Origin of the sequence: Anaerotignum propionicum, assembly GCF_024461735.1 — a bacterium.
Classification (GTDB): Bacteria; Bacillota; Clostridia; order Lachnospirales; family Anaerotignaceae; genus Chakrabartyella.
In genome coordinates this window covers 456,546-476,426 of record NZ_JANGAD010000001.1, presented here as the reverse complement: position 1 = coordinate 476,426, position 19,881 = coordinate 456,546, and the positions used below count along the sequence as shown (strand labels likewise).

Genomic DNA, 19,881 nt, shown 5'->3' with positions numbered 1-19,881 from the left:
ACTTATCTTTACATATACATTTTAACAAAAAAAGAAATGATCTGCCTTTATTCTGGCTTACATTTCTTATTCGTATCTTTCAATATTGTAAGGTTGATTGCCTTAATCAAACTCTTGCCACTTTCCTTTGCCTTTTTGCTTACCAAAATAAATTTGAAACATAGTGCCCTTTCCAACCTCTGAGGATACACTAATGTCAAAACCTAATTTATTTAAAACTTGCTTGCATAAATACAAACCAATTCCCGTTGATTTTTTGTCCATTCTTCCATTGTATCCTGTAAACCCTTTTTCAAAAATACGGGGTAAATCCTCTTCTTTTATACCAATTCCGGTATCTGAGATACATAATACCGAATCTGCTGAGGTAACTTCATATGCATGTTTCAACTTATCATTGAACTGAGTAGTATGGGTTGAATCCATATATTCAATGGAAATGCTGCCTTTTGCAGTATATTTGATACAGTTAGATAGAATTTGCTCAATTACAAACCCCAACCATTTTTCATCACTAACGACAACGCCATCAAAGGCTTCCAAGTGCAAAGAGATCTTTTTTTCGATAAAACTGATGGAGTATTTTTTTACTGACTGTTTTACAATTTCATATAGATTGCATTCTTTTAGCAAAATGTCATAGGACATATGCTGTAATCGAAGATAGTAAAGCGCCATCTCCGCATATTGCTCAACCTTAAACAATTCTTGTTTCATCAGCATACTATTTTTCTGAATATCTTCTGCCTGTAGCAAAAGATATAAAGCAGCAATGGGTGTTTTTATTTGATGAATCCAAATAGTATAATAATCTTTGCTTTCCACTTCCTGCTTCTTCATTTTTGAGTATAAGTCACTCCGGCTTTCAAATAAATCTGCCAATAATGCTCCATATAGTCCTTCTATATAATTGCTTGGTTTCGGAATAGTACTTATTGTTGTTTCCATATTTAAATGAGCTTCATATAACCCATGATACTTTTTTTTATATTGAATAAAATTCTGAATCAAAAAGCAACTACCTAAAAATGTGCAGATTAACAGACTATACAAAATGGGTTCTAAGTCAATTTTATATTCCAATGCTACAATGATAAAAACAGCTGCAAAAACAAGAAAAAGGCCCATAAAAATTAGACGGTCCATAAACCACTTTCCAAACAGTTTTCCAGTTGATAAATGTTCCATGAAAGTTAATCCTCCAACAAATACCCCATACCCTTTTTTGTAGTAATGAAATCATTGAGCGAAATGCCTTCGAGCTTCTTTCTAAGTCTTGTAAGATTAACTGCCAGAGTATTATCGTCAATAAAGCAATCTCCATCCCATAGGTGTTTCATAATTGCTTCTCTGGTTACCGTCTCTCCCTTATGTTCAAATAATATTTGTAGTATTCTAAGTTCATTCTTTGTGAGTTCTACTTTCTTTCCGCTTACCTCCAGTGATGCATTTGATAAGTTTAGTATAACCCCTTTATACTCAAGAATATGGGAATTTCCTTGAAAAGAATATGCTCGGCGAATCATTGCCTGAACCTTGGCTGATAAAACAGCTAAATCAAATGGTTTTGCAACAAAATCGTCGCCACCCATATTCATCGCCATAATAATATTCATGTTATCGCTGGTGGAGGATAAAAAGATAATTGGAATTTTAGAAACCTTTCGGATTTCAGTGCACCAATAATATCCATTATAAAACGGCAATGAAATATCTAATATCACCAAATGCGGTTCAAACATAGCAAATTGTGAAAATACAGCTTCAAAATTACAGACAGTTTGAACTTCAAACCCCCATGCAATGAAATGCTTTTGTATTTCTGCAGAAATGATGGAATCGTCTTCAACGACTAATATTTTATATTTCATTTTAATACCAACCTGTCCTTTAGCACTTTGCATACTAAAACTATTTTTTACATATTCTTCATAAACGATTTTATATCATATAAAAATTTATTTCAACACGAAAACTATATTTGGGTTATGATTCTAAGAAAGTTGAAAGAAATACCTGACAGCTTACGACAAAAATACTGTTCATTTCAGTTATAGCCAGAAAGAACCCGCCCTCAAAATTGGAGAGCAGGCTCTTTGCAGTTGTTTGCAGCAAGAAGATTATAAAATAAAGCGCAATAATCCATTCCTTATGGTTTAAGCTTAAACCGCCATCCTTACGGTGAAAATAAAACATTTTAATGCAGAATAGCCAGTTTCACTAATAATATTTTGAAATTGAATCCATACATTATCTGAATTCTATTATCTTGTTCCGCCTCCAGATCCTCCGCCAATGAAGCCTCCGCCTCCACCTAAAGAAGCAAATCCACCTCCGCCTCCACTACGTTTCTCTTGTTCCCGCTGTTGTTCGGCATGTATCATATTCCGATAAAGCAAATAGTGATAGGCATATGCCGTAGACATGCTCTGGGTGTAATCATTCAGCTGAGGAGAAAGCTCAGGATACAACTCTCTCATTTGCTCTGCTACCTGATCAGCAATACCAAACAACATAGCATAGGTGAGAAGCTCTCGCCAAATGGGTATTTCCTTAACTCCACGTTCTGCAATCAATGAAAAGTCTTGCAGATACCGTTTAAGTCCCATCATTTCACCCAATTCTTGTTCACCTGACGGCGTTAAGTCGGTGAGCTTTGCAGGTATATGCCATCGTTTCAAGCAGTGCTTTTCGCTCAAATATGTTGTACCTGCATTATCGCATTTTTTTAAAAAGCTACGTAGGAACTTGTCATTCTGCCTTGCGTAGCGCTCCAGCTCTCTTTCTTGTAAGACACCATCGGAGCCTGCTGCACCTTCTAGTATCGTATACAGATACTCATCATACTCGTTCATCTTATCTGGTTGCTTTCCCATAAGCCGTAAGTTAACCATCTCTTTTGTTTTGCCCATAAAGCCGACTTCCTGTGTTTCCTCCGGAGATAGGCACCCCAACTGAATCAATCGAAGCATGCCTGACGCTAAAATTGCCCCATCCTCACACATGTTAAACATTTTTCCCAAGGTATAAGTGGCATTTAGATTGCCATCATTGGGAATATCTCTAAAATAACCAAACTCTTCTGAAAATTTTTTCAGTCTTTGCTCCGCTCTTTTCTTTTTTATCCTGAGAATCCAGAAAATCACCCCTAGAGGGACAACTAAAGAGAGTAGCATTGTTACCATTGCCGTAATAATTGATACATCATTGCCTTCTGAGCCAATATTATCATAATCACTGCCTTCAAATGCAGTTTTCTTTACCTCTTCAAAGGTACCATCTTCTTGTCGAGAGGGTGTCAGAATACCTTTATCTAAAGCAAACAGGACTGTCACATGGTTTTCTTTAGAGATAGGGTTGTTTGTATAGGCAAGGATACTTCCATTCTCGAAACCCACCTGTCCTGAGAATCCAAATCCCCACACATCGGCATTTTCATCGGATATAGGGGTACCGTCTGCAAGGCGTATCTCAACCTTCACATCTGTAGGTGTAGTATTCATTTCATCGTTTACGAAGCGGAAATTTACGCCGTCCTTATCGGAATATCCACCCACAACATTGTCCAGTGTATATTCAATGGCATAGCTGTTTTGTCCATATTCACTGATGCCAAAGCAGATTTCATAACCACTATCGGTAGGATGGATGCCGCACTTTCTAGCTTTTTCTTCAAAGCTCCAATTGATGTTCCAATCATCCACAGTCTCATAGCTGCCGTTTTCATCTGAAACTACAAGATTATGAATGGTCAGATAATCAGGGGCTTTCATGGGAATATAAATTTCCGTTCCCTCATCAAAGCGCCCTTCCCAATTCTGTGTAATATTCATAGAACCATCTTCTTGAATGACAGCTTGAATATCTATGGTATTGACTTGATTTGCACCGAAAACGAGAAACTGAGGTACAAATAACAGAGCCACACATAAAATTATACTGCTGAGTTTTTTTCCCATAGTGCACCTCATTTCATGCTTGGCATATTCGCCTTATCTGCTTGCTCCACAAGGTATTCTCTCTGGCGAAAGCCCAGCATTGAGGCAATGAGAGAAGCCGGGAACATTCGGATTTGACGATTTAACTTTGTCACACTATCGTTATATATCAATCGGCTGGTACGAACCATATTTTCAAAGGTTTGCACGGCATCCATAGTTTTGATATAAGTTTCATTTGCTTTTAATTCTGGATAACGCTCTGCTACCATATTAATCCTACCTAATGCTTCAGAAATAATACCTTCTTGTTGTTGCACATCATCGGGTGTGGATTTTGCTGTAATCACACTTCTTCTTAATTGAATGGTTTCAATAATTGTTTCACTTTCGTGCTTGGCATAGCCCTTTGTCAAATCCAAAAGAGCCGTCAGCGCATCAAAGCGGCTTGAAAGCTGAACTCCAATCTGACTCATAGCATTGTTGATATTCTCATCAAGTATTACCAGTTTGCGCTGGGCTGAGATAATCCATAAAATAAGTACCCCGATAATTACGATTATTGTAATGAGAGTTGGTAACATAAAATGATTCCTCCTTGTTTATGAATGAACAGACAGACTTATTTTTCTCTGCCAGCTCATTCTTTGCTTATTTGCTTTTACGCCAATCAGATGTTAAGAGATTGTCTTTAAAATTAATTTAAGAGGGATTTCGCCCTGATTAAAAGTAAAGACAAAGACAACAGAGCATCTGCAATTTCTTTTTCTATTTTATCATCTTTAGTATCCCATGAAAACAAAAGAATACTCTAATTCAAAATTTAACTTTTTCAGCTTTACAAATTGTTTTAAGGATTCCAACTAATATTTATTAGTCATTTATTTTACTTATGAATCTATGCAAAGCATAACACTGCTTTTTCAAACGGTTTTGCGAAAATTTTCCACCTTGGCAAAAAAAACGCATATACTTCAAATATTGTAAATAACCGTAAACTTGCGCTATAACAGTTAATTAGCGGAACAAAGCCTCTAATCAACAAGGAGATATTTTTTAATCTATACCAAGTCCCCTTCCTTTTCGTTCTTTCACTTATCCTGTAATTCCTTCAACTTTTCAATATTCACAGTGACATAGCCTTTTCCTCTATCTTTTTCTATGATTCCCCACTCTCGAAATTGCTTCATAACATATAACACATGACGATAACTAACATTTAGATACTCAGAAACATCAGTATGCGGAATCTCATATCTGCCATTGTGTTGATATTGAAGGATAAACGTCGCAAGCCTCTTATTCAAAGAATAGTTTAAGCTTTCACTCATTCGATAACTCCTTGATAAAAGTTTATTAGAAATATACGAAGCAAAATAAAATGAAACACTGGCATCTTCTTTGCATAATTTCTGCAATACATTCAAGTCAAATTCCAGACATTTGATTTCTTGAAGGACTTTATTTTCTTTTATATTCGCCTCATCAGAAAACAAGGAGAGCTCCCCTAGCCAATCATTTTGCCCAGCAAAATCCAGAATAGAACGCCTCCCATTGCTATGATCAATATAAATTTTAGCAACCCCTGATAAAATAAAATAGCAGTATGTTACTCGACTATTCATTTTATAAATGTTTTCCTCTTTTGAAAAACACTTTTCTACTCCATTTTCAAATATCATCGAAGGTATTTCATTTTTTAGAACCATTCGGTTTCTCCTTAAAATTATCTTACTCATATGAGATTTCTCATATCTTCTTTTTTTCTTTTATTTTATCATTGTACGTACAAAAATAAAATATTCGAGGTGAAAAAATGTTTCCACAATATAAAAAAATACTAAATTCTGCATTTGCTTTCTTATTACTTGGCCTCGGCATTTCACTGCAAATTAAAGCAGGTATTGGTCAGAGTATGTTTAATGCATTCTCTATGCTCTTATCCAATCTCATTCATATTGAGATTGGAACAATGATAAATTTTTTAAATTTACTATTTTTCATAATTTATGTCATTATCAAGTCATCCCCTTTGCGTTTGCAAGATTTTATACAAATCATAGCAACAATGGTTAATGGCTATGTAATCAATTTATTTACTTATACTATTTTTAACCATATCACAATTCAATATTATTATTTAAAAGTATTTATCTTTTTGTTGGGACTTCTTTTAGCCTCCATTAGCCTTGGTGCAATTCTAGCCATGGGTATGATCAGATTCCCCCTAGAAAATCTTTGTATCCTATTAAGTGAGAAGTTAAAATGTAGTCTAACTAGGGTTCGTATGTGCTTTGATTTTTTCTTTTTCATCAGTACCCTAACCGTCACCATAATAAATAATCAAACCCTTTATATAAGAGAAGGTACCATAATCAGTTTTTTTCTGCTTTCCAAATTAATGGGCTTGTCATATGAATTCTGTAAAAATGATTTTAAAGGAGTGTAACTAATGTATAATATTATATTAATGGATTTAGATAATACTATCTTAGATTTTGACGCTGCAGAAAGAAGTAGTTTCATAAAGATAATCGAAAAATCAGGATTAGTCTATTCTGACGATCTACTGGAAAAATACAAACAAATTAATAATATTTTATGGCGTAACCTTGAACAGGGTAAAATCTCTAAAGAGGATGTTTTAAATACACGTTTTCATGAGTTTTTTCAACTTTATGGGATTGCAGTTAATGGAAAAGTATATGAAGAGGAATACAGATTTCACCTAAATAACTCCAGCGGACTAATTCCCCATGCACATTATACTTTAAAAGAGCTTAAAAAAAGAGGAAAGAAAGTATGCTCGGCTTCCAATGGGGTTTATACCACACAAATCAAACGTTTAAAAAATGCTGACATTATTAACCTATTTGATGGACATTTTATTTCTGACAGAATAAAATATGAAAAACCATCTCCATGTTTTTTCGAATTCTGTATCAAAAACATAGAGATGGCTCCCAATAGCTCCTTACTCATGGTAGGTGATAGTCCCACTTCCGATATAATGGGAGCAGTAAACGCAGGAATTGATTCTTGTTTCTATCACCATAACAAAGATATTACTTGTACCAATGCTACATATACCATTAACGACATTGCTGAGCTTTTAGATATTGTTTAATTTTTAAACTTTTTTCAAAATTTCAGACTAAAAACAGCAGATGCGTAAGCTAACATTACATTGATACAGAAAAATGCAATAGTCAGTTAGTCATCAGGCAAACTGGCTATTGTAAAGTTCAGCATAAGCTCCGCCTGCTTGTAATAATGTGCTATGACTGCCTTGTTCAATGATATTACCGTTTTGCATAAGCAAAATCAAATCGGCATCTACAATTGTAGAAAGACGATGGGCGATTACAAAACTTGTGCGCTTTTTCATCAGTTTCCCCATGGCCTTACCAATCTCAATTTCGGTGCGAGTATCAACACTGGAAGTGGCTTCATCAAGAATCAACACCGCCGGGTTACAGAGAAAAACTCTGGCTATTGTTAAAAGCTGACGCTGTCCAATGGATAAATTCTCCCCATCGTTGCTAAGAACCGTATCATATCCATGGGGCATGGTGTGGACAAAGAAATCAACCCGTGCCGCTTTTGCCGCTGCCACAATTTCTTCTCTAGTAGCATCTGGTTTACCATAGGCAATATTCTCGGCGATGGTTCCCTCAAACAGCCAAGTATCCTGCAACACCATACCAAAATTCTTCCGCAGATTTGCATGGGTCAGCGTTTGAATGTCTTTTCCATCCAACAAAATCTGTCCACTATTTAATTCATAAAACCGCATTAAAAGATTAATAAGGGTTGTCTTTCCTGCCCCCGTACTGCCCACAATGGCAATCTTCTCACCGGGCTTTGCAGAGAAGCTTACATCCTGCATCAATGTTTTTTCAGGTGTATAACCAAAACGCACATGGCTAAAATCCACATATCCTTCAGCTCGTTCAATTGTTTCGGGCGAAACTGGCCCGGATGAAATCTCTTCCTCATCAAGAAGAGAATAAACCCGCTCCAAGGATGCCAATGAGGACTGCATGGAGTTCACCATAAAAGCAAGTTCCGTTAGAGGCTCCGCTGATTGATTAACGTATTGGAAAAACGCCTGAAATACACCAATGCTCATGGTCCCATTCAAAAGCATATTACCACCAAGGACTGCAATGGCAATTTGCCCTAAGCGGTTGATAAAGCGAATGCCTGGATTAATGGCGTTAATCATAAAATCCGCTTTTTGAGAAGCCTCTGCCAAATCCTCCGTTGCTTTATGCATACGACGAGAACTATTCTCTTCCTGATTGAAGGCTTTTATAATCATGCGACCACTGAAGTTTTCTTCTACCATTGCGGTTACCTCACTGACACATTCTTGCCGCTTTAATGCGGATTTCAACGTTTTGGCAGAAACAGCCCTTGTCACCAGCAAAGAGATAGCCATAAAAAGCAAAAAAACCACTGTCAGCAAAATATTAAATCGAAACATCATAACCAGAGAACCGATAATCATTCCTAAAGTAGTAAAGAGCTTTAGTATACCCGTCTGGAAAGCTTCAGACATTTTATCCAAATCGTTTGTCATTCGGCTTAAAATTGCTCCCGGCTTATTCCTGTCAAAGTAAGATAGCGGCAGCCTGTTAAGCTTACTACTGATTTCATTACGCAAGCGAAAACTCAAATTTTCCGCAAAGCTTGCCATGAGAAAAGACTGAAGGAAGTAAAAAAAACCTGTTAACAGATAAATAAGTAATAAAAAGAAAATATCACTGCCTCCATCTACCCACGTAATAGAAAAAAGCATGTCATTGGCAAAGGCCTCCTTGATTTTGCCCCACATCAAATCTACAATATAAGCGCTGTATAAGGGTGCAACAACGGAAAGGAAGGTATAAAATACAACAGAAACCAAAACGATTCCCAACCGCTTATGCTGATCATTAACAGACTTCCACAGCCGTTTTATTGTGTTTTTTGCATCATCAGGGGCGGCTACACCAAAGAATTCATTATCTATATCGTTTTGTGCGCCCTCTTTCATTTCAAAATCAGCCACGGACTTCCTCTCCTTTCATTTGAGATTTCGCAATGTCTTGATACACCGGGCATTGCTTCATTAAAGATTGATGTGTGCCCATTCCCGCGATTCTTCCATTCTCTAATACTATAATTTGATCTGCATTCATAATTGTGCTAATGCGTTGTGCAATGATTAAAACTGCAGAATCCCTTGTCTGCTTTTTTAATGCCTTTCGAAGTGCTGCATCCGTCTTGAAGTCAAGTGCAGAAAAGCTATCGTCGAAGACATACAAATCTGCTTTTTTCATTAGGGCACGGGCAATGGAAAGCCTTTGTTTTTGTCCACCGGAAAAATTGGTACCTCCTTGGGCTACATGAGCCGTTAGTCCATCTGGCAACTCAGTTACAAATTCAGACTGTGCTACTGAAAGAATATGCTGCATTTCTTCCCCAGAAGCATCCTTGTTCCCAAACTCAAGATTATGTGCAATGGTACCGGAGAAAAGCCAAGCTTTCTGGGGTACATAAGAAATATGCTCGCGCAGTTGAGACTGCTTCATATTCCCAATGTCCATGTCATTCAGCTTAATAGAACCCTGTGAAACATCGTGAAAGCGTAGAATCAACTTAGCAATGGTAGATTTTCCACTGCCCGTACTGCCTATGATTGCAGTGGTTTGTCCTCGTTTACATATAAAACTCAGTTCACTCAGCGTATTTTCATCAGCATCAGAAAAACAGAAGCTTACATTTTCAAAACGAATAACATCTGTACCGCCGGCTATCATGGGCACAGTTGCGCCTCCATCCTTGATTTCAGGCTCCAAGTCAAGGACTTCCTGAATTCTGCCAATGCAGACAAGAGCTCTGGGTAACATAACCATTACCATTTGTGCCATAATGAGATAAAACATAATCAGAATGGCATACTCACTCAGTGCTATAATGTCACCAATTTTCATGAAGCCTGCCCCTGTACGATTACCTCCCACATAAAGTATTCCGACAATTATAAGATTGATTACCAGCAACGCTGTGCTTTCCAATCCCGCAAACAAGCGATTTACTTTAACAGAAACCTCTCTGTAATTTCCAAAAACACCGCTCATGCGCTTTTCCTCAAAGGGCTCTTTGTTAAAAGCACGGATGACTCTAACGCCGGTAATGTTTTCTCGAATTACAATATTCATGCGATCAAGAAACCGCTGCAGGCGGCGAAAAAGAGGTGCAGCCTTTTTAATTACACATAATGCCATAATCAGAATTGCAAGGGTCACTCCGCTCAGAATCCATCCCATCATTAAATCAATATGAAAGGCCATTACAATCCCCATGACACAGACAACAGGCACAGGCAAAATCATCTGTATCACCATAATCACTGACTGTTGAACAACATTCACATCATTTAATGTTCGAGTAATCATTGAACCCGTTCCAAACTTCTCCATATCCGAAGAGGAAAAGGTCAGGGATTTATCATAGAGAGCATTGCGGATATCCCGCCCAAGCTTCGCGGAAAGGCTGGCACTTAGATAGCTTCCCGCCAAAGCGCCAAAGCTAGTTAAAAGAGAAACAGCAATCATAAATAGCCCTTGCCGCAGGATATAGTCCAGACTGCCGCCACCAATACCATAATTGATAATATCTGCTGTAATGGTTGGAATCAGCAGGCCACCAGCCACATCCAACACCATTACAAGTAAAACAAAGACCATTAGCTTTCGATATGGCTTTATAAATTTAAGAATTAGTTTCATTGTTTTTCTCCATCAAAGCCGCCTTAATCTCTTGCTCCAACAGTTGACACTGTTTTGCAGACAAGGCAAAAAATTGATTCCTTTCATCCTCTGACATCTTATAAAAAATGCGATTTTCCATTTCATAAAATGGATCAATTACTCTTTGGCAAAATTCAACGCCTTGTTCTGTCAGACGTAGAGCCTTATTATTGCGTGCTATGGAAAGCTTTTCTAAAAAAACATACCCTGCTTTTACTAAGGAGCTGACAGCAGAGTTTACGCTTTGCCTAGGAAAATGCCATAAATCTGCAATCTGATTTTGCGTGTAGATTTCGTCTTCCCCACATAGGGTATAGAGAATCCAGAAAGCAGTATCGGAGAGCCCATAATAAGAAGCGTACTCGTGGTATAAATCTCCCTGTTTTCTGTAAAGCCGATCTAGTGCTGTGCTAATTTCTTTCACCTTATCCATAAAAAGTCTCCTTTATAAATCTGATTTCGGATTTTATTATATATCCGACTTCGGATTTTGTCAATCCTTAGATTAAAAGTATTTGTTCCACACAGCACAGCTAAAATTATCTATTTTTCAATACTTTTTCAATAAAAATTTAAGGCTGTCACATTATAATTGTGACAGCCTTATCCTTATATCTTTATTTTTGTTCAAATACTACTAACGAAGGCGTTTGGTTTCCATTGGAAGAAGATGCCGCTTTCTTAATCTGTAAATCCATTTCCTGCATTTTCTGATCCAATTTTTCAATGGTTTTCAGCGTATATTGGAATCCCGCATGATAGCTGATTGAGAGTAAGGCTTTATCATATCTTGAAAAAGTCATAGAAGCAACTTCGCCATTTTCGCCCTTGAGATTGAAAGTGATATTGGGGTCATCGTTTGCGAAACCCTGACAGTTGTAATCAACTGCAGCAACAGCTCCGTGAACAACATTAAACTTCTCAGCAGTTTTCTTTGCCAGCTCCGCATATGCACTGTTGTTCCCAGCAAGGGATGAATCATAACCTACTGAAACCTTTTTGTTTAACGTTCTGCTATGAATTACAGAGAATATCTCGCCTGTTACTGAATCGACTTCAAAACCGTAACTGATTACACCGTTAATGAGAACATCTCCGCACCATGTTGAGCGTGGGATATTTTCGGTTGCGGGCTGATAACCCATTTCAATTACCTGCCCCTCTAAACTTAGTCCATAAATGCTCCATAAAGCCTGCGCTCCGATTTCGGCAGCATCTTTCTTGGTTATATCCTTACTTGTTGGGGTTTGACTACGGTAAAACGGAAGGTCAATATCTTTTACGGTATAGTTTGACTTTTTATAGCCTTCAGGCAAACTATTGTTATTGGTATAAGATAATTGTTTTTCATAACTCGTGGGTACCGTATTTGTTTTATTATATTCTGCCGCTGTGGCTACCTGTGTAAATCCCTGAAACATCATTGTGCTGGCTCCCATAATCATGAAAGCTGCAATCACGGAATTTTTGAAACGCTTACCTTCTAATCTATTTTTTTTCATGTGAGTCTCTCCTTTAATATTTTTTTATTTTGTGGTTTGTGATCACATGAACCAGTATAAGAGGTCTGAATTATAGAATCGTAATCAAGTTATTATTAAGTTGTAAAAGTTATTTTTGCCGTCGTCCCTTCGTTAGGACAACTGCTAAAGCTCAATTCTCCATCATGGCTTGTGGCTATCTGCTTACAAAGAGCAAGTCCCAACCCTGCACCTCCATCTTTCCGATTCCTTGATTTTTCTTCCCGATAGAAAGGTTCTGTTATTAGTGCCAGCACTTCGGGAGACATTCCTTTTCCATCGTCCTGAACACAAATGGATTTACTTTCGGCATCCTTATACGCCCTCACATAAATATGTCCACCTTTATCGCATGCCTTAATTGCGTTGTCAATCAGATTGATAAGCATGCTTTCCATCAAGCAAAAGTCACCTGAAATTGTTTCAATCTCACTGCTAAATTCTATCAGAATATCTTTTTCCACAAGCTTGCTGTTTAGCGTCTGATGAACCGTCTCGAATAAGCTAGATACCTTCAGCTCTTCAAGGTTAATTCGGTTATTCTGCAAATTTGCCATTTCCAGCAATTGAAACGCCACCGTCTGCAGGCGGCGACTTTCCGCCATGATATAATTCAATGCTGAAAGTCTGTCATCCTCAGATAATACAGCCTTTTGCATATATTCAGCATATCCATAAATAGCAGTCAGCGGCGTACGAAGTTCATGAGCGAAATTATCTACAAATTGTTGCTTTTTATCTGCAGCATTTTTTAGTTCCGTCATCTGACGCTGAATTTCTTCCGCCATATGATTGAAACTCTTGGACATTTCAGTCAACTCGTCGTTTCCCGATACAGGAAGTCTTGTATCATATGCCCCATTGGCAATATCCTTAGACGTACGTGATATCTGCTTAAGGGGATCGAATATTCGATTCAAAACAAAAAGTAGTCCAAAGGCAAATAGAACTGAGAGTACAAAACCAGCAAAGAATAAAATATTTTTCAGACGGCTCCATGAATTCACGGCCTCCGTGGTATCATATAAATAGACCAGTGTATAAGAATTGTAAGGAGCAGGTAATTTTCCTGAAACAATAATATAAGTTTTTTCATCAACCTTCCGAATGGTGGCCAAACGGCTTCCGTTATCCGGCGGCTCTATGAAATTACTCTGTATCACAGCATTGCTTTTACCGGAAAAGACCATTTGATTATTTTTGTAAAATGCAAGACCTGCATCATTATCTCCCGATAGGTAGCCATAAGGCTGAAGCAGTGCATTCAAAGAACCGTCTATGTCCCCGCCACGCCCTTCAACGGCTTGCATATCCTTTATCAAGGCGGATGCAATAAAATAGTGTTGGCTGAGACTTCGCTCTTCCCCACGATTTAATGTATCTTTAAACATTGCCACAGAAACAATAAAAATCCCTAGGTTAAAGAAAAAAAGGAAAAGTGCTAAAGTCGTCAAAAAAGTACGCTGCTTCATCGGCCTGCCTCCAAACGGTAACCTAACTTATATACCGTTTTTATCCGTTCTTCCCAACCTAGTTTTTTCCGCAATTTTTGTATATGCACATCCACAGTTCTGGTGTCTCCTTCAAAATCGTAACCCCAAACCAATTCCAGCAGTCTTTCTCTTGAAAGTGCAATATTGCGGTTATTCACAAGAACCTCCAGCAATTCATATTCCTTTGGCGTACACTCTACAAGCTGTCCGCTATGGAATACCTGACGACTACTAAAATCAATTTTTACATTTCCTGATTCAAAATAATTTGCCGTTTTCATCGTTCGCCTTAAAACCGCTTCTACACGTGCCAGCAGTTCCAACATCTCGAAAGGTTTGGTCAAATAATCGTCTGCTCCCAACGAAAAACCCTTGACCCGATCAGGCAGACTATTCTTGGCAGTTAGGAAAATGGTAGGAATCTCATTTGCTTGCTTTATTACTTCAAACCCATCAATGCCAGGCAGCATAATATCCAAAATCATCAAATCATAAGACTGATGTTTCATTTGTGAAAGGGCGGTTTTGCCATCAAAAACAGAATGGCATCGATGCCCCACCAGCTGTAAGTTCCTTTTTACAAGTTCATTGATTGCCTCTTCATCCTCAACAATTAATATAAATGCCAATTGATCACCTCCAAATTTCAATTATAATAGCATCGTTTTATTATGGAGTTGTAAAAACTCAAAATTTTTGTCTTAGTTATTACTATTTCTTCCATATCTCCTCAAAGGATTTACATACAACAATTTTGTATTATATGAGATTGCTACTTAGAACAGCTAGGTCTTAAGTCCATTTTATAGTAAAAACACAGTCTATTACAAAAGGCTACATTGAATTTAAAAAGACAACAAAGTCATATTACCACCTTCGTAATCGATTTTTCCAAATGAAGTTTCTTTGTAATAAAATCTAAAGATGTTTGTAAATCTTTTGAAATTGAAACTGATTCCTTTTTGTGGTAAAGTTTAGAATAAATGAAAAGATGGGGTGAATAAAAGAGTTTAAGTAAAAGTAATTGTTCTCCGTTATTTTTGTTTAATGTCAAAATGAAAAATTCAAATTATAATCTAATACTCAAATTCGAAAACCTAATGAGCAATTGACAGCCGAGGTGTTTTAGGCTGTCATCTTTATTATTCCATGGTATTAGTTTTATTCAAAGCCTAATGATTTTTTGATTTACCGGAGATATCTGTAATAACAGCTTAAGGAGGATTTCATGAAGACAATAAAAACAAAAGGAATTGACTATATTGAGCCATTAGATGGAACGATTGAATGGTATTGGGGAATGAATTTTACACATGGCGATCTTTATGAGGCTGAGGAAATCTTTAGGCAAGGAAGCTTTACAAAGAAGCACAAACTCTTATTTATCCATTACCCAGATGGTAGAGTCATTCAACCTGTGGTTGCCAAAGAAGGCCAATATTTCGGAAAACCTATTTATTATAACAATCATATAGTGATATTAATTGCCGATTTTCAAGCAGGTGAAATAAATATATTGGAGCTTGATGATTTATTACAGCAAACTTCAATATTGGCAACCCTATCTCTTTCAAATATAAAAGATTGCTATAATTTGATGTTGAAAACATCACCTTTGATGCTTACCAGACAATCAAGCAATAAAGAGTTTCAAATTTTATGGCCAGAAAAAACAGAATTTAATATAGATAATAGAGAAAGCTTCTGCTGTAGAGACAAAGATAAACTATACTTTTCTATGTGGTATGAAGAACCCGATTACTATGAAGAAATTGTCATACGAAAAATTGATACAGGAGAAATATTAGATAGAATACCAGGATCCCTTATGATTATGCCAGATGGACAAAAGTGGATTTTGAAATCCCATCTTTAGGTTATCAATGATGGCAATAACTTAACTACATATAGCAATTATTAAGTCTTTGCCAAACGGAATCCCAGATCAAAAGCCTTCTGACAATCAATGGGAAACTGTTCTGCCTTTACTCGGGCTTTGCGAACTTCATCAAATTTAGATGCATCATACATAGAATAATCCTTAAACTGGTAGGTATCATTGCAAATAAATATTTCTGATTGTCCATGAAATAGCTCCAGCATTGCCTGATTTTGATTAAAGATTGCTTCATAATTCATCTGTTTCATTTGCTCTTGCGTAACATTCATCGTATAAACAAATGCTGAATCAATTTCCCCCTGAAAAACAGATCTATCTCCTGTATTATAAGATAAACTGGGAAATATCAAACGCTCAAGGAAAGAGCGCATTTCACCAGTAACGTTTCCGAAATATATGGGAGAACCTAACAAAAGCAAATCACAATTCATAATCTTCTCAAGAACTTCTCTAAGCCCATCCTGAATGGCACAAATTCCATTACAAAGGCTTCCTTTTCTTTTGCAAGCAAAACAACTATAACAACCTCTGAAATCTAATTCATAAAGATTAATTAGCTCTGTTTCAGCCCCCTTTGTTTCTGCACCCTTAAGGGCACTTTGAAGCAATATGGCGGTATTTCCACTCTTTCTTGGACTCCCATTAACAGCAATAACTTTCATAACTACCTCCACTCTAAATGAATTTTAAGCCATCAATCATGATAAAAGTCAGATTCCTTATTATCTGAAGGACTTTGTTTTTCACGGTATTATTTTTAAATTCTATTTTAACCTCTTACTAATTTCATCAGTAATCAATGATCTGGAAATACACATTGCCTCTATTATTTTTTTGAAGCGAGTATGATGAAAGGTTCCCTCCTTAAATTTCAACTGTGCCTTTTCACATTTACTGATAATTGAAGATATGGGTTTTAGTGCTTCTGTTAATTCTTCCTTTGAATATCTATTCAAAACATCATCATGCAGTATGAAAGATTTTGCAATATATAATGCTTTTATCCTATTCTTAAGAAGTGTATGCTGAGAAGAACCCTCAATAAATTTCGGATGAATTTTTTCACATTTGCTAATGGTTGATTCAATTATTTGTAGGGCTTCTTCGAGCTCTTCCATTGGATAACAGTCCATAACATCCTCCATAAGTATTTCCTTTAAGGTATCGTCAACATTTCCAATTGATTTTAGCAGGGCTTTCCTCACCTTCCACAGCAACAGCACGTAAAGCCCCTTCCATACGTCCGCACTCCTGGGCGGCAAATTGTTCGATTTCTGCGAAAGGTGCATCCGTTCCAAGCTGTTCATATGCAACTGCAATGGCTCCATAAAAGGCGAGCCCAATGCAATGCTGGGCAGAATGAATAGTCGATGCACAATGACCTATAGCTCTTGCAGAAGCCTGAGCAACAGGATTTCCTTCTGCTTCACGAGCGGCAGCATGGCACTCAAGGATTATCGGTTTTGCTTGGGTTAGTTTAATTGCCCCCGTCAGCCATTCTCTGGCGCCATTCAGCGCATTTTGAGGGCGCTGGTCATAGGGATAATACTTGCACCATAGGGGAACTATAACCTGCTGGCAATAATCAATTTCCCAGCGGGAAAGGGTTTCCTTACTTTGCGTTTCTATTAATCTCATGAGGGACTGATATATGGTGCTTTCCAATTACTTAGCATTTTTCTGGCTTTTGGCATACTTGTCCTCCTTGTTGGCGAAGTTCTTGTTTCATTCACCTATGGATAGCACTTTATAAAGAATGATAGCTATATGAAGTAACAATGGCTTTATTACTTATAACAATAATTGCCTTTTAATTGAATTCATTTATTACTATTTTATAAATCATATCAATAGGTACAGAAGCCGTCAACATAATATCATTTTAATCTCTAGGTTCACTTTTGATTGCTGTTTTGTTCCTTTGTTTTTTAATTCACGAAGATTCAAAATCAAGAGGCAGCATGTTTCAATATGGGCACCTCCTTTCAGGAAGTGCCCTACATTAAAATGGTTCCTACATTCCCCTATCTCTTTTCTTCACTGGTATCCATATTTCACTTTTATACTGGGGGTTTGCTGTATCAGGACTTTCATTCCACAAAATTTCCGGACCTTTAGCCGCCTCATATCCCGAGGATGGAAACCATTCAGAATATATCCTGCCCCAGACATTTTGAATTGTTTCTGGGAACGGTCCAATGGATTCAAATACTGCCCAAGTACCAGCATCAATTTCTAATACATCAAACTTGGTAATTTCATTATTCGATGTTGCTACGCCAATGTAATGATCCAGCTCTCCTGTTTCTTCCATTCTTTCTTCCGAGAAATTAGTTGATGCGCTAATAATACCTAATGGTTCTACATTTGATATTGTTTTTAATTGTTTCACAACATCTGGAGTCAAAAATTCACTCATTTTTGCTATTTCAGGATTTACGCCTTCAAAAATAATTGGAACTCTCTTCTTAAATCCAATTAAATTAAATTTTTCTTTCTCAACAATTCGGTAATTCATTTCACAGCCTCCTTTGATTGATAATTGAAAGGTCATTTTTGGATACGCTTTTAGTTGAATATTCTCATTTCTTGCTTCTGAAGGTAGAATACCATGGATAGAATAAAAAGCGCGGGTAAATGAATCAGCAGAACCATAACCATACTTTACCGCAACATCAATAATGCGCAAATTTCTATCTTTCAAATCAAGAGCAGCAAATGTTAATCTTCTTCTTCTAATATATTCTGACAAGCTGATACCCGATAAAAAAGAAAACATACGCTTAAAATGATATTCTGAACAGTAAGCAATTCTTGAAATCTCACTATAATCAATTTCCTCAGTCAAATGCTCTTCAATATATGCCATTGCATAATTCATATAAATTATAGAATCCATTCAATAACCTCCTTTCTTATCAATCATATCAAAGGATGTAGCTGTCCATCCGACAATCTGTGCACAATATCATCGACTGTCCTTCGACTAGTCATTGATTGCTTCGATACCTTGCCGTTTCAGTTCTTCAAGATTATCTAGCATATTGCGAAGCACTTCCGGGGCATGTCCCTTCCAATCCAGAACTTCCCCTACTATTCTTAGTGATGACTTAGTGCGATAGGATCTGGTAGGATTACCAGGGAATTTTTTATTTGTTAAATTGGGGTCATTCTCCATGACACCTAAGGGTTCTACAATATAAATTCGTCCTCGTCCATCCCCTGTCGCCAATTCAGCTCCCCAAACTGCCGCATCCATTGTCCCTGTCAGGTAGACATAGTTTGCTTTCTTTCGCTCCCCATAATTTGAGTTATAACCGGGATCCAACAAGTCCCCAACCTTCAAATCAGCTTTTGTTCCATGATAAAAAGGCCCTTCGTCCAGTAACTGATTCATGAATTGCACTAGACCGCTTTCCGATGTAAGCTTTTCAAGATTACGAAATATCTCCTCTTCTTCCCAGTTCCACCATTGAAGCTTAAGCAAAAATTCCACCATCTCATCACCAAATCTTTTTTTGATTAATTTAGCTGGATTCCCACCGTATATTGCATATGGCTCAATATCTTTTACTACGGTTGAATTGGCGGAAATAATGGCACCATCTCCAATTTGAATACCTGGCATAATGGTTACATTTTGGCCTATCCAAACATCATTGCCAATCACAGTGTCACCCTTAAACGGTAGTTGTTCTATTGTGGGTGTCACCTTCTCCCAGCCACAACCAAAAATATTAAAAGGATAAGTTGTGATTCCATCCATCCGATGGTTCGCACCATTCATAATAAACTTAACACCCTCTGCAATTGCACAGAACCTGCCTATAATCAGCTTATCTCCCAAAAATTCGTAGTGGTGCTCTATATTGTCATAAAAATTCTCCGGAGACTTTTTGTTATCACTGTAATAAGTGTATTCACCAATCTCAACATTGGGTCTTTTGGGGAGATTGCTAATATAGCAAACTGTTTTTATATTATTATTGGGATAAAGCTTTTTCTTATCTGGCCCTATCATATTCATACACCTTCCCTATTCAAGTTATTTTATTACATAAATATTCGCCAAAAAGACGCACTTATATTGTTTGATGATATTATATGGCTATCATTTAAAAACAAACAGTCTATATTTCATAAATATTTTGTGTTATAATTAATATAGAAAAAAGAAGAAAGATATTAAAGGTCTTTTTTCTTAATATGTCTCAAAAAAATTTTGGTTAT

The 19,881-nt window shown here is 37.0% G+C and carries 19 protein-coding genes and 1 pseudogene; 3 read left to right on the top strand and 17 right to left on the bottom strand.

Features of this window, described 5'->3' with window-relative positions:
* Positions 1-102 precede the first annotated feature (102 nt).
* The 5 genes from NE558_RS02440 to NE558_RS02420 all read right to left on the bottom strand — a co-directional run bounded on the left by NE558_RS02440 (position 103) and on the right by NE558_RS02420 (position 5,647).
* Positions 103-1,188 carry a sensor histidine kinase gene (locus NE558_RS02440; RefSeq protein ID WP_256148321.1) on the bottom strand — a complete coding sequence of 362 codons (1,086 nt, stop codon included), beginning with the start codon at positions 1,186-1,188 and terminating at the stop codon, positions 103-105.
* 5 nt (positions 1,189-1,193) lie between these two features.
* A complete protein-coding gene (locus NE558_RS02435; RefSeq protein ID WP_330643372.1) occupies positions 1,194-1,871 on the bottom strand; it encodes a response regulator transcription factor in 678 nt (225 codons plus the stop codon).
* Between the two features lie 393 nt (positions 1,872-2,264).
* Complete coding sequence (locus NE558_RS02430) at positions 2,265-3,959, bottom strand: DUF2207 family protein (protein WP_256148319.1); 1,695 nt, start codon at positions 3,957-3,959, stop codon at positions 2,265-2,267.
* Between the two features lie 8 nt (positions 3,960-3,967).
* Positions 3,968-4,522, bottom strand: coding sequence for a LemA family protein (locus NE558_RS02425; RefSeq protein ID WP_256148318.1), 555 nt, complete (start codon positions 4,520-4,522; stop codon positions 3,968-3,970).
* A 507-nt stretch (positions 4,523-5,029) separates the two neighbouring features.
* Positions 5,030-5,647 carry a cyclic nucleotide-binding domain-containing protein gene (locus NE558_RS02420; RefSeq protein ID WP_256148317.1) on the bottom strand — a complete coding sequence of 206 codons (618 nt, stop codon included), beginning with the start codon at positions 5,645-5,647 and terminating at the stop codon, positions 5,030-5,032.
* Positions 5,648-5,754: 107 nt separating this feature from the next.
* Here NE558_RS02420 and NE558_RS02415 point away from each other — a divergent pair, with 107 nt between their 5' ends.
* Together NE558_RS02415 and NE558_RS02410 are read left to right on the top strand one after the other, a co-directional pair.
* Entirely contained in the window at positions 5,755-6,387 is a 633-nt protein-coding gene (locus NE558_RS02415) for a YczE/YyaS/YitT family protein (protein ID WP_256148316.1), read from the top strand.
* A gap of 3 nt (positions 6,388-6,390) precedes the next feature.
* A complete protein-coding gene (locus tag NE558_RS02410; RefSeq protein ID WP_256148315.1) occupies positions 6,391-7,065 on the top strand; it encodes a YjjG family noncanonical pyrimidine nucleotidase in 675 nt (224 codons plus the stop codon).
* A 93-nt stretch (positions 7,066-7,158) separates the two neighbouring features.
* On the opposite strand, the gene NE558_RS02405 is transcribed toward NE558_RS02410, so the two are convergent.
* The 6 genes from NE558_RS02405 to NE558_RS02380 all read right to left on the bottom strand — a co-directional run bounded on the left by NE558_RS02405 (position 7,159) and on the right by NE558_RS02380 (position 14,380).
* Entirely contained in the window at positions 7,159-8,994 is a 1,836-nt protein-coding gene (locus NE558_RS02405) for an ABC transporter ATP-binding protein (RefSeq protein WP_256148314.1), read from the bottom strand.
* Positions 8,987-10,717, bottom strand: a complete 1,731-nt coding sequence (locus NE558_RS02400; RefSeq protein ID WP_256148313.1) for an ABC transporter ATP-binding protein — start codon at positions 10,715-10,717, stop codon at positions 8,987-8,989. The genes NE558_RS02405 and NE558_RS02400 overlap by 8 nt, the downstream gene beginning before the upstream one ends.
* Positions 10,701-11,171 (bottom strand): MarR family winged helix-turn-helix transcriptional regulator, encoded by a 471-nt coding sequence (locus tag NE558_RS02395; protein WP_256148312.1) that lies wholly within the window; start codon positions 11,169-11,171, stop codon positions 10,701-10,703. Before NE558_RS02395 ends, NE558_RS02400 begins: the two co-directional genes overlap by 17 nt.
* Positions 11,172-11,355: 184 nt before the next feature.
* Positions 11,356-12,240: a hypothetical protein gene (locus NE558_RS02390; protein ID WP_256148311.1), complete on the bottom strand. Its 885-nt coding sequence runs from the start codon at positions 12,238-12,240 to the stop codon at positions 11,356-11,358.
* A 95-nt stretch (positions 12,241-12,335) separates the two neighbouring features.
* A complete protein-coding gene (locus NE558_RS02385; RefSeq protein WP_256148310.1) occupies positions 12,336-13,730 on the bottom strand; it encodes a sensor histidine kinase in 1,395 nt (464 codons plus the stop codon).
* Complete coding sequence (locus NE558_RS02380) at positions 13,727-14,380, bottom strand: response regulator transcription factor (protein WP_256148309.1); 654 nt, start codon at positions 14,378-14,380, stop codon at positions 13,727-13,729. Before NE558_RS02380 ends, NE558_RS02385 begins: the two co-directional genes overlap by 4 nt.
* A gap of 599 nt (positions 14,381-14,979) precedes the next feature.
* On the opposite strand from NE558_RS02380, the gene NE558_RS02375 reads away from it, so the two are divergent.
* Positions 14,980-15,627: a hypothetical protein gene (locus tag NE558_RS02375; RefSeq protein ID WP_256148308.1), complete on the top strand. Its 648-nt coding sequence runs from the start codon at positions 14,980-14,982 to the stop codon at positions 15,625-15,627.
* A 41-nt stretch (positions 15,628-15,668) separates the two neighbouring features.
* Here NE558_RS02375 and NE558_RS02370 read toward each other — a convergent pair whose 3' ends face one another.
* From NE558_RS02370 to NE558_RS02345, 6 genes and pseudogenes are all read right to left on the bottom strand, one after another.
* Complete coding sequence (locus tag NE558_RS02370; RefSeq protein WP_256148307.1) at positions 15,669-16,313, bottom strand: flavodoxin family protein; 645 nt, start codon at positions 16,311-16,313, stop codon at positions 15,669-15,671.
* 102 nt (positions 16,314-16,415) lie between these two features.
* Positions 16,416-16,796, bottom strand: coding sequence for a hypothetical protein (locus NE558_RS02365; RefSeq protein WP_330643371.1), 381 nt, complete (start codon positions 16,794-16,796; stop codon positions 16,416-16,418).
* Between the two features lie 22 nt (positions 16,797-16,818).
* Entirely contained in the window at positions 16,819-17,289 is a 471-nt protein-coding gene (locus tag NE558_RS02360) for a putative immunity protein (protein ID WP_256148306.1), read from the bottom strand.
* A 376-nt stretch (positions 17,290-17,665) separates the two neighbouring features.
* Positions 17,666-18,550, bottom strand: coding sequence for an AraC family transcriptional regulator (locus tag NE558_RS02355; protein ID WP_256148305.1), 885 nt, complete (start codon positions 18,548-18,550; stop codon positions 17,666-17,668).
* 87 nt (positions 18,551-18,637) lie between these two features.
* Positions 18,638-19,048, bottom strand: a complete 411-nt coding sequence (gene arr / locus NE558_RS02350) for an NAD(+)--rifampin ADP-ribosyltransferase (RefSeq protein WP_256148356.1) — start codon at positions 19,046-19,048, stop codon at positions 18,638-18,640.
* A gap of 21 nt (positions 19,049-19,069) precedes the next feature.
* Positions 19,070-19,678: pseudogene (locus NE558_RS02345) on the bottom strand (Vat family streptogramin A O-acetyltransferase); the annotation flags it as partial.
* Positions 19,679-19,881 lie beyond the last annotated feature (203 nt).